We start from the raw sequence: 10218 nt of genomic DNA, 5'->3' as shown, positions 1-10218 counted from the left end.
GACGAAGACGACCCGCCGGCCGGGGAGTGGGCTGCTCAGCCGTTTCTCGCGCGTCCGGCAAACCGATGGGCAACCGGCACGTTGAGGACCCCGATTCACCCAGCAACCGGCTGCATGGGATTACTCATGCAGCCGGTTGCGTGTGAGCTTCCCTACCTCACACGCTGACCGTGAGTAGGTCGTCGACGGTCCAGTTGTTGTCCGGGGCCGCCGCCGCCATCAAGGTGCTGTGCGCGTGGTCGGGGTCGGTGTACGGCGGGACTACCAGCAGCAGGATCGTGTTGCGGTGGACGCCGACCACCTCAAGGGTGTTGATCGGCTGAATTCGGTATCCATTGAGTCGCACCTTGCGCCCGCCGGTCGCGAGTTTAGCGGGTGCTGTAGCCCATTCGCTGAGGCGATATATCACACGATCGATGGCACCGAGCCGAACCGACAGCACCGCAAGCAAATCGGGAAGCTCTTTCGTGAGGTCGTCAGAATGCGGCCACCAGGCCCCGTCCACATAGCCGGATACAGGCGCTTTTGGCTTCAGTCGCAGCCGCGGCGTGTGATCGGGTGGGGTGTAGTGTCGACCGACTTCGGGTTGGGCTTCTTGCAGCGTCATGGCGACGCTCCTGTCTTGGCCTCGAGTCGGCCAAACATCATTCGAATCGGCGACGACACGACCTCAGAGCGGCCATGTGCGAAGTATCGCCAATGTTTTCCACTCTACGCCTCTGGTGAACCGGTGAATACCGTTCTGCGATCGGCGTTTTCCGATGATTCAGATGAAGCCGGCGGGTCCGGCGTCGCGTAAATCCCTGCGTGTGACGCGCCGAACGTGCGGCACCGATTCAGACGGCGGTGTGCTCAGGGTTGGGCGCTGTACCATTCGGGGTCTCTGGTTTGGTCCCGTCACCGGCGGCCGATGACGCCAGTGGTTTGACGGCGGCCGGCGGGGGTGTGATCCCCTGTGCGGCAGCGGTTTCACGGGCGAGAAAACTGCCAAGTTCGCCGATTGCGCTCATAATCGGCGCAGGGAACACGACCGTCGTGTTCTTCTCCACACCGAGTTCGGCCAGCGTCTGCAGATTCCGCAGTTGCAGCGCGAGCGGATGTGCCATCATCGTATCCGAGGCATTCCCGAGGGCAGCTGCGGCCATCGACTCGCCCTCCGCCGCAATAATTTTGGCGCGCTTCTCCCGTTCTGCCTCGGCTTGCCGGGCCATCGCGCGCTTCATGCTCTCAGGCAGCTGAATGTCCTTCAGCTCAACCAAGTTCACCTCGATGCCCCACTCGAGGGTGGCTCCGTCAAGGATCGTCTGGATGCTGGCGTTGATCACGTCCGTTTCGGACAGCGCCTCGTCGAGGGTGTGTTGGCCGACGACCTTACGGAGCGTGGTCTGCGCGATCTGATTGATTGCGGCTCCAACGTTTTCAATGGCGATTACCGATTTCACCGCGTCGACGACCCGGAAGTAGGCAACCGCGGAGATGTCAACGCTGACGTTGTCACGGGTGATGATGCCCTGCGACTGGATCGGCATCGTCACAATACGCAACGACACACGGACTAGCCGATCGATCACGGGGATGATCAAATTCAGGCCGGGCTCCTTCACACCCACCACTCGCCCGAGCCGGAACAACACACCTTTCTCGTATTGAGTGACCACCCTGACCGAGAGCGACAGAACGAATAGGGCGACAACGAGCAGCGCCACAGCGACAACAATCAGAGCTTTCATGACATGTCCTTAAGAAGCGAGAAATCGGAGTACTGCGACATACATGCCGGTGGCTCTGATTCGGTGATAGATCTCCAGTACACACCGCGATATAGGTGACGTCAACGCGGTAGCCGTATGGTTGTCGCCGACGGTGAAAGTAGCGGCAATAGCGGGGAAGTGGTGACGCTTCCTGTCACTTAGGCCGCGAGCGTCGACACCCGATTAGCAAGAGCGGATCAAGGACGAGGACGACGCCTACCTAGGCGGGAGGGGCCGTTTCATGGTGGAGACGATGCTCCACTCGAAATACAGATCGCCGCCCTTGTCATATCCCCTGAAATGGTGCGCGACCTGGACCCGCTGCACCGAGGAGCCCACGATCTCCCAGCCCTGCAGTCCGTACTCCTGAGTCAAGCGGCTGGCCTCCGCTATCACCGCTTCCAGCGACTCGTGCGTGCAGTAGGTGAACGTCGTCTCCCACCGCTGCGGGTACCACTGACCATCTGCCGCCTGCCACCAGCCGGGCCCGGGCGATGGAGTGCTTACCGGAGTGCTCATGTCCGGGAGTCTTGGGGGTTGTAGTGGCGTAACGACCTCTCCAAGCCGACGAGATGCTGAACAGAGTCCGACGTTTTGGTACCGGGTTTTCGATACATGACGAGAATCGGCAAGCGTTGGTCGCGGATGCAGCTGAAACCTGAGGCGGGCGGGTGCGCTGGCAATTGAGCGCCTTTGACAGAGCATGGGTGAACCTGACCGGGTTTCTGCGGGACTTCGACCGCAGGCAGACGTGGTAACGGCAAGCCTTCGAAGTCCGGCAAGTGCTAAGAATGACGCATGTTCAGCGACAACCTCAACGCGAAACGCGCCGCCGGCGTGGCCCCGCTGATCGTCGCGGCCTTCGTCGGGTTGGCCGGGGTAGCCCACGGCGACCCGAACGGCCAGATGTACGGCAACCCCCAAGCCGACGCGGCCTACTGGCGCTACCAGCACCAGGAAGACTGCGGCCTGATGGCCGTCGCCGACGTGGTCGGCCAGCTCACCGGAAGAGAACCAACCCAAGTCGGCGTCGAGCTACGCGGCATTTTCACCAAAAGCGTGGCCCACCGGGGCGCCATCTACTCCTTTGACGGCACCTCACCCGAAGACATGGTCGTGCTGCTGCAGAAATACGGCATCCAGTCCAACCTCACAACCGGCAACACCATGGAAACAGTGGAGCAGGACCTGGCCAGCGGCCACAAAGTGATCGCCGCGCTCAACGCCGAAACCATCTGGAACTACCCGCAGGGCCAGGGCCAGCGGACCACGGCCGACCACGCCGTGGTCGTGACCGGAGTCGACACCGGCGCCGACATCGTCCACCTCAACGACAGCGGCACCCCCAACGGGCGCGACGAGCAGATCCCGATGGCCACGTTCAACCAAGCCTGGGCGACCAGCAACAATTTGCTGATCGTCACCCAAGAAACCCGGCAATCAACCAACGCACACCACCGACTGCCAGGGACGGCGAACGACTCACCGAAATCGGCGCGGTCCGGCACCAATTAGCCCGTGTCGTCGTCTAACGCACGCTGGTCAAAAACGACCAGCGCAACCCCGGGGGGATGGGCAGCTATGCCGGATGTCGCAACCGACGAATCGTCGGCGTCGAGGTTCGAACCCGACGACCGCTGGGTGCCCGCTGATCAGCGATTGTTCGGACTGGATCGGCGCACCATCGCGCCCACACTGGCGGTGTTCGCGCTGGCCTTCGTGATGTCGGTGGTGTTGCCGCTCGTCAACGCCGCGGTCCCCTACCGCGACGTCGTGAAAGCCGGTGACGTCATCGAGCTGCAGGGTGACGTGACGTTTGTTCCGGAGGCCGGCTGGGGGATCACCTCCGGTGTCCGCGCCGGTCGTGCCCCGTTGTCCGGTGCGTATCCCGAGACCGCGACCGTCGTGAACCAGGGCGTAACGTTCACGGTGCGCACGGCGCATTTCCGCGGCGACGCCAACGACTTGCTCGACCAGATCGAGAAGACGTCTGATGCGCTCAACCGCGGTCGCGGCGTGCATGTCACCGGCGGGCACACCACAATCGTCAACGATCAGGGCAAGCAAGGTGCGACGGCGCGGATCACCGGTCCGCAAAGAGACGGTGTGATCGCAGCGTTCGTGTTCGATCAACACGGGGTGGAGGCCGAGGCGACCGGACGCTCCGAGGGCGGCACCGAGCCCACGTCGGCCGTGCTGCGGATGATCCGCAGCATTAACCGTGGCGGACAGGGGAAGTCGTGACGACGACGCTGACCGACCTCGACCGTGCCCGCGACGTCGCGCTGGACCTGTCAGGGTGGGGCAGGCGGTTCAGCTTCTACCAGCCGCGCAATCTTGCATTCTGGGGATACCTGGCGCTGGTGGTAACGGGCGTGTTCGGCTTCGCCGCCAAGCTGGCCCGCGACTACAACGCCTACGGCCCGGCGATCGGGTTGGCGGTGACGTTGTTCGGCATCTACGCGGCGCTGTTTTGGTGGTTCACCGTGCACATCGACCGCTACGCCAAGCTGCCCGCCAAGCTGATGGTCGTCGGGTTTTTGTACGGCGGGTTCGCGGCGACCTGGAACATGGCGGCCAACGCCAACGACGCGCTGATGTCGTTGTACGCCAAAGCTTTTGGTCAGGCGTGGGCGCTGGATTGGGGGGCGGGGCTCTCGGCGTCGTTCACCGAGGAGTGGTCGAAAGGTTTCGGTTTGCTGCTGTTGATCGCGTTGGCGCCGCGGCAGGTGCGCAGCGCGTTCGACGGATTCATCTTGGGCGCGTTCATCGGTCTGGGGTTTCAGATCATCGAAGACATCTCCTACGCGCTGACGTCGGCCGGCTCGGAGTTCGGCGCCAATCAGGTGGGGGCATCGCTGGGCACCATCGTGTTGCGCATGGTCTCTGGGGTCGGCGCGCACATTGTGTACAGCGCGATCTTCGGCGCCGGGCTGATCTATCTGCTCGGCCGGCCCGCTGAACCCCGGCGGATCGGGCGGGGTCTGCTGCTGGTGGTGACGGCGATGCTGCTGCATGGGGCCTGGGACACCGCGACGACCGTCACCGGCCAAAGCGCGTTGGCGACGCTGGGTCTGCTGCTCGCGTTGATCGTCGCGGCGCTGGTCATCGCGGTGCGGGTGTACAACGCGACGGTCGCGCGGGAGCGAAACTTTTTGCGCGATGTGATGGCTCCGGAGGAGGCCCGCGGGGTCGTCACTTCGGCCGAACTCGACGCGATGGTTGGTAACCGCAAGGCGCGCAAGCGTTATCGCAAAGCCGCCGGGCGGAAGCGTCGCGAACGCAAGCGGGCCCGCTACGTGCTCCATGCTGCCTATGACCTGGCCCGTGCGCTGGCCGCCGAGCGGGGCGCGGACACCGGTCGGGTGCGGTTTGCCCGTGCTGAGGTCGGCAGGATTCGCGCTGGGATTGCGCCGGTGTGGTGAGTCGACGACGCCCGCCGCCTGGGAGGCCTCAGCTTTTCACAGCACCACGACCGACTTCCGCGCCCGTTGGTAACGGGGCGCTTAAGGCGGCGGTGGCGGTTCGGGCATTGGCATGTTGATCGGCGGCAGCCCGGGAATTTGGAAGCCCGGTGAATCCCCCTGCGGGGGAGGGCCTGTGTCGCTTGGACCGCCAACCGCATCGTTATCGGGCTCAACAATCGGCTCGCGCCGCCGCACCGGAGCCGGCGGGGGTGCCGGCGCAACTCCGTTGCTGATGGTGATCGTGATGACTGAGCCGGGGATGATTTGACCGCTCGGGGTGGTTCCCATCACGGCACCGAAGGGCTCATAGCTGTTGACTGAGGTGGGCTGGTCGGCGACCTGGAAACCGGCGTCCTTGAGGCGCTGACGCGCCGCGTCCAGCTTCAGGCCGGACACATCGGGTACCCGGCCGCCCGGCGCGCCGTCGACGTAGCGCGGCTCGGTTGGCGGCAGATGGACGTCGCCGAAATCGGTGGCAAGAGGCTTCATCGCCTCGAACCAGGTGCGAGCAGGCTCGCTACCGCCGTACAGGTCACCGCGGCCGCACTTGCGCAGTGGGTATGAACAGATGCCCGAGGGTGCGCTGGTGTCAGCGAAGATGTAGTTCGCCGCCGCGTACCTATTCGTGAAGCCGACGAATCCCGAAGATCGATGCGACTCAGTGGTTCCGGTCTTGCTCGACATCGGCAGCTTCCAGCCCGCAGCGCTGGCCGAGCCCGCAGCGGTGCCGGCGCCCTGGTCGTCTTTGCTCAAGGCGTTCGCGAGCGTGTTCGCCAGTCCTTCCGGCACTACCTGGTCACAGGCTTCGGTGTTCACGGACACCCGGTTGCCCTTGCGGTCCAGGATCTTGTCGATCGGGCTCGGCGGGCACCACATGCCGCCGGACGCGAGGGTCGCCGCCACATTGGCGAGCTCGAGTGCATTCAGTTGGAACGGACCCAAAGTGAACGAGCCCATGTTCTGTTGCTTGATCACATCGGCCAAGCTTTTATTGCCTGTCGGGTCGTAGGAGCGCGCCGTTCCCGGAATCGCATAGGACCGCAGCCCCAGCCGGACCGCCATGTCGACCGCACGCGGCACCCCTACCAGTTGGATCAGCCGCGCGAATGCGGTATTCGGCGAGGTGGCCAGCGCCTCGGTGACGTTCATCGAGCCGCGATAGCGGCCCGCGTTTGCGACGCACCAGGTTTCTCGGGGGCAGCCGGGCGTATCGCTGCTGCCCATGCCTTTGGCTTGAAAGAAGCCAGGCACCTGCAGCTCAGCGTTAATCCCCATGCCCATCTCTAACGCCGCCGCGGTGGTGAAGATCTTGAAGATGGAGCCTGCCCCATCGCCGACGAGCGAAAAGGGCTGCGGCTGCACCGTTTCGTGCGCGTCGTTGTTGAGGCCATAGTTGCGGTTGGTGGCCATCGCAATCACCCGATGCGCGTCCTTGCCGGGCTTGATCACGCTCATCACGCTGGCGATGCCGTCGAGCGTCGGGCTGGCGAACTTTTCGATGGCCTGCTTGACCGACGTCTGCACTCTGGGGTCCAGCGTGGTGCGGATCAGATAACCGCCACGGGCAACCTTCTCCTTGCTGATGCCGGCTCGCGCCAGGTAGTCCAGCACATAGTCACAAAAGAAACCGCGATCGCCGGCGGCAACGCAGCCACCCGGCAGCTCATTCGGTTGGGGCAGCACGTCCAGTGGCTGGGCTTTGGCCGCACTCAACTCGCCGGAGTACTGCGGGAGATTGTCGATCATGGTGTCCAGCACCACGTTTCGCCGCAGCAGCGCTTCCTCAGGATTGGTGTAGGGGTCGAGCGCACTCGTAGACTTCAGCATGCCGGCCAGCAGCGCGGCCTGCTGCCAGTTCAGCTGCGAGGCGTTGATGCCGAAGTACGTCTGAGCGGCATCCTGCACACCGAACGCGCCGTTGCCGAACGAGACCAAGTTGAGGTAGCGGGTGAGGATCTCGGCTTTGGACAACTTCTCGTCGAGCGTCAGCGCCATCCGGATCTCGCGCAGTTTGCGCGCCGGGGTGATCTCCACCGCGGCTCGCCTCTCGGCGTCGTTGTGCGCGGTCACCAGCAACTGGTAGTTCTTGACGTACTGCTGTTCCAGAGTCGATCCGCCGCGGGTGTCGAGGTTGCCCGACAGATAACCGGACAGGCCCGTCAGCGTGCCGGGCCAGTCCAGCCCGATGTGCTCAGCGAACCGCCTGTCCTCGATCGACACGATGGCCAGCTTCACGGTGTCGGCGATCTGGTCGGTGGGGACCTCGAATCGCCGCTGCGAATACAACCAGGCGATCGGGTGTCCGGCGGCGTCGACCATCGTCGAGACCTGCGGGATATCACCTTCGAGGATTTGTGCGGAGTCGGCGGCGACAATGTCGAAGCCGCGGTTGAGCAACAGTCCGATACCGCCCGCGACTGGAAACATCAATGCCGCTGCCACCACCCCGGCCAACAGGCAGCACCCCGCCAGCTTGGCGACCAATACGGAAGTCGGGCGATCCAACATAGCTAAAGTATTCGCGGCCCGGCCCCCAGATTGCGGCGAAACGCCCAGAACATACTGAACTTTGATGGTGCGGTATTCAGCGCATACAGAGGTCTTGGATCTGCGTGGAGGTGGATAGGCGACACGCCGGGCGGGTTATCGGCCGATTGCGCCGGGACGCGCGACGATGGGCTGGCCGATGAACCCAGTGATGGTGGATTGTTCGAGGTTGATCTTGGACGACGTGCACAAGCCCATATGACCAGGCCGACTCGTCCGGCGGACAAGGCTTCCCGGGTATTGGGTCCCGATCAGGGATGGTTCCCGCGGTCGCTGGATGACCGGGCGGCCGAGCACCTGGCCCGATGTGTTGCCGAGTTGGTCGATGAGCATTTGGACCTTGGCCCGATTTGGTCCGCCTGCACCGACGGGCGCGCCGCGCCGCCCTACGATCCACGGCCGATGCTGCGCATCCTCTTATACGGCTACATCATCGGGGTGCGCTCGTCACGGGTGATCGAACGCAGTTGCGTTGAGGAACTGCCCTTCCGGTGGCTCGCCGCTGGGGCGGGCCCGGACTATCGAGCGATTATCCAATTCCGCAGGGCGCACCCGTCTGCGCTCTGGCACCTCTTCGCGCAGGCTTTGGCGTTGTGCCAGGCGGCGGACATGGTCAGGCTGGTGCGAGTCGCGCAGGACGGGACGCGGGCGCGGGCCAACATTGTTCCTGAGGCGGCCGCGGCCGCTATGCTCGCCGACGCCGAACGGATCGATAAGGTCGAGGACGCGACGTTTGGCACACCCGGTCCCGGTGGTGAGTTGCCAAAGCAGTTGCGCCGACGCGAGACTCGCCCGGCCACAAAATGTGACGCCAACGTGGCCCCCCGAAACACGAAGGTGCAGCGTGCCCTGGTCGGTGCGGTCTTGCTGGCGTTGACCGTCGCCGGCGGCTACTGCGTCGCGGTGCATAAAGCCGTCACGCTCTCTGTCGACGGCTCATCGAAGACTGTGTCGACGATGAAGTCGCGGGTAATCGATGTGCTGCGGGAAAACGGCTTAACCGTCGGTGACCACGACGAGCTCTATCCGGCCGCCGATCTGCCGGTCCGCGGGTCCGACACCATCGTGCTGCGACGCGGCCGGCCGCTGCAGGTGTCGATCGACGGCCAGCAGAGTAAGCAGGTGTGGACAACGGCCACCACTGTCGATGAGGCCCTCAAGCAGCTGTCGATGAGCGACGCCGCCCCCGTCGCGGCGTCCCGTGCCAGCCGATTACCGCTGGCGGGCATGGCGCTGCCGCTGGTGAGCCCCAAGGATGTTCATATCGACGACGGCGGTGTGCCCAGCACCCGGCGCGTGGCGGCGCCCAACGTGGGCATGCTGCTGGCCGCGACCGGCGCGCCGCTGGAACAACAAGACAACGTGGTGCCGCCGGCGTCGACGCCGGTCACCGAGGACATGCAGGTCGAGGTCACTCGCGTCCGGACGCAGACCATCACCGCGCGCATGCCGCTGCCGCCGTCGACGTGGCGCATCGAGGACCCGACGATGAACATCAGTCGCCAAATCTTCGAGGCGCCCGGCACTCCCGGCACGCAGGACGTCACGTTCGCCGTCTTGACCGTCAATGGCGCCGTAGCCGATCGGCAACTCTTGGCGCACGAGATTGTGACACCTGCGCGCCCATCGGTTCAGCGGATCGGCGCCAAGGAGGGCACTGAAGTGCCGCTGGTGAGCGACGGTGCGACATGGGATGCGCTGGCGTCCTGCGAGTCCACCGGCAACTGGGACATCAACACCGGCAACGGTTTCTACGGCGGCGTGCAGTTCAACCAAACCACCTGGGAGGCGTACGGCGGGCTGCGCTATGCGCCGCGTGCCGACCTGGCCACCCGAGAAGAGCAGATCGCGATCGCGATGGCGACTCGGGGACGACAGGGCTGGGGCGCGTGGCCGGTTTGCGGCGCCAGACTGAGGTGAACTGACGATCTCGCCGGGCGCGGCGCTCCGGTCCAGCGGAGAACCCGTGATTGAATCGAAACGTCTTACCACGGCGGTGTTCAACGGGGATTTGGCGTTGCTCTTGGTACGGTTCGCGACGGTGAAAATGCGTTGCCGCCGATTCGCGGCCCGCATTAGGAATTTGCGTCTTGATCTGATGGAGTTCACGTGTCAGAGCTGAACCGGCGCAAATTCATGGCAGGTCTGGCGGTCGCCGTCGTTTCAGGCGTTGGTATGGCCCGCTGTCAAGTTGGTGCGGCACCGCGAGTCGTCGCCGTCGCCAAAGCGGCTGCTCCCTCGGGTTCGTCGGCGACGTATCGAATGCCCGGACTGCTGCCACCGCCGCCGGCAGCATCTCGAATCCTGCTGCCGGGCCGCGGAACGTTGTGGAGCTTGCCGGGCAAGGGTGATTCGCTGGCGTTGACACTTGACGACGGTGTCGACAGTGACGTGGTACGCATGTACACACAGTTCGCCAAGGACACTGGGCTGCGATTAACCTACTTCGTCAA

Annotated in this window: 8 protein-coding genes and 2 pseudogenes; 6 read left to right on the top strand and 4 right to left on the bottom strand. The window is 64.3% G+C overall.

Annotated features, from left to right (window positions below; translation table 11 throughout):
• Positions 1–157: 157 nt before the first annotated feature.
• The 3 genes from WA317_RS12180 to WA317_RS12170 all read right to left on the bottom strand — a co-directional run bounded on the left by WA317_RS12180 (position 158) and on the right by WA317_RS12170 (position 2270).
• On the bottom strand, positions 158–607 hold the full coding sequence (locus WA317_RS12180) for a DUF5994 family protein (RefSeq protein ID WP_425173271.1): 450 nt from the start codon (positions 605–607) through the stop codon (positions 158–160).
• 229 nt (positions 608–836) lie between these two features.
• Positions 837–1730: an SPFH domain-containing protein gene (locus WA317_RS12175; protein WP_425173270.1), complete on the bottom strand. Its 894-nt coding sequence runs from the start codon at positions 1728–1730 to the stop codon at positions 837–839.
• Between the two features lie 237 nt (positions 1731–1967).
• Entirely contained in the window at positions 1968–2270 is a 303-nt protein-coding gene (locus WA317_RS12170) for a hypothetical protein (protein WP_425173269.1), read from the bottom strand.
• A gap of 279 nt (positions 2271–2549) precedes the next feature.
• On the opposite strand from WA317_RS12170, the gene WA317_RS12165 reads away from it, so the two are divergent.
• The 3 genes from WA317_RS12165 to WA317_RS12155 all read left to right on the top strand — a co-directional run bounded on the left by WA317_RS12165 (position 2550) and on the right by WA317_RS12155 (position 5176).
• Entirely contained in the window at positions 2550–3266 is a 717-nt protein-coding gene (locus tag WA317_RS12165) for a C39 family peptidase (RefSeq protein ID WP_425173268.1), read from the top strand.
• A 66-nt stretch (positions 3267–3332) separates the two neighbouring features.
• The gene (locus WA317_RS12160) at positions 3333–3995 is read left to right on the top strand and encodes a hypothetical protein (RefSeq protein WP_425173267.1); all 663 of its coding nucleotides are present in this window, start codon (positions 3333–3335) and stop codon (positions 3993–3995) included.
• On the top strand, positions 3992–5176 hold the full coding sequence (locus WA317_RS12155) for a PrsW family intramembrane metalloprotease (protein ID WP_425173266.1): 1185 nt from the start codon (positions 3992–3994) through the stop codon (positions 5174–5176). The genes WA317_RS12160 and WA317_RS12155 overlap by 4 nt, the downstream gene beginning before the upstream one ends.
• A gap of 81 nt (positions 5177–5257) precedes the next feature.
• Here WA317_RS12155 and ponA2 read toward each other — a convergent pair whose 3' ends face one another.
• Positions 5258–7726, bottom strand: coding sequence for a transglycosylase/D,D-transpeptidase PonA2 (gene ponA2 / locus WA317_RS12150; RefSeq protein ID WP_425173265.1), 2469 nt, complete (start codon positions 7724–7726; stop codon positions 5258–5260).
• Positions 7727–7963: 237 nt separating this feature from the next.
• On the opposite strand from ponA2, the pseudogene WA317_RS12145 reads away from it, so the two are divergent.
• The 3 genes and pseudogenes from WA317_RS12145 to WA317_RS12135 all read left to right on the top strand — a co-directional run.
• Positions 7964–8335: pseudogene (locus WA317_RS12145) on the top strand (transposase); the annotation flags it as partial.
• Between the two features lie 246 nt (positions 8336–8581).
• Complete coding sequence (locus tag WA317_RS12140) at positions 8582–9685, top strand: transglycosylase family protein (RefSeq protein ID WP_425173272.1); 1104 nt, start codon at positions 8582–8584, stop codon at positions 9683–9685.
• Positions 9686–9883: 198 nt separating this feature from the next.
• Positions 9884–10218: pseudogene (locus WA317_RS12135) on the top strand (polysaccharide deacetylase family protein); the annotation flags it as partial.

Source organism: Mycobacterium sp. (assembly GCF_049802695.1).
In the GTDB taxonomy this organism is placed as follows: domain Bacteria; phylum Actinomycetota; class Actinomycetes; order Mycobacteriales; family Mycobacteriaceae; genus Mycobacterium.
The sequence above is the reverse complement of the archived record's forward strand: the minus strand, read 5'-3'. Positions and strand labels throughout refer to the sequence as shown.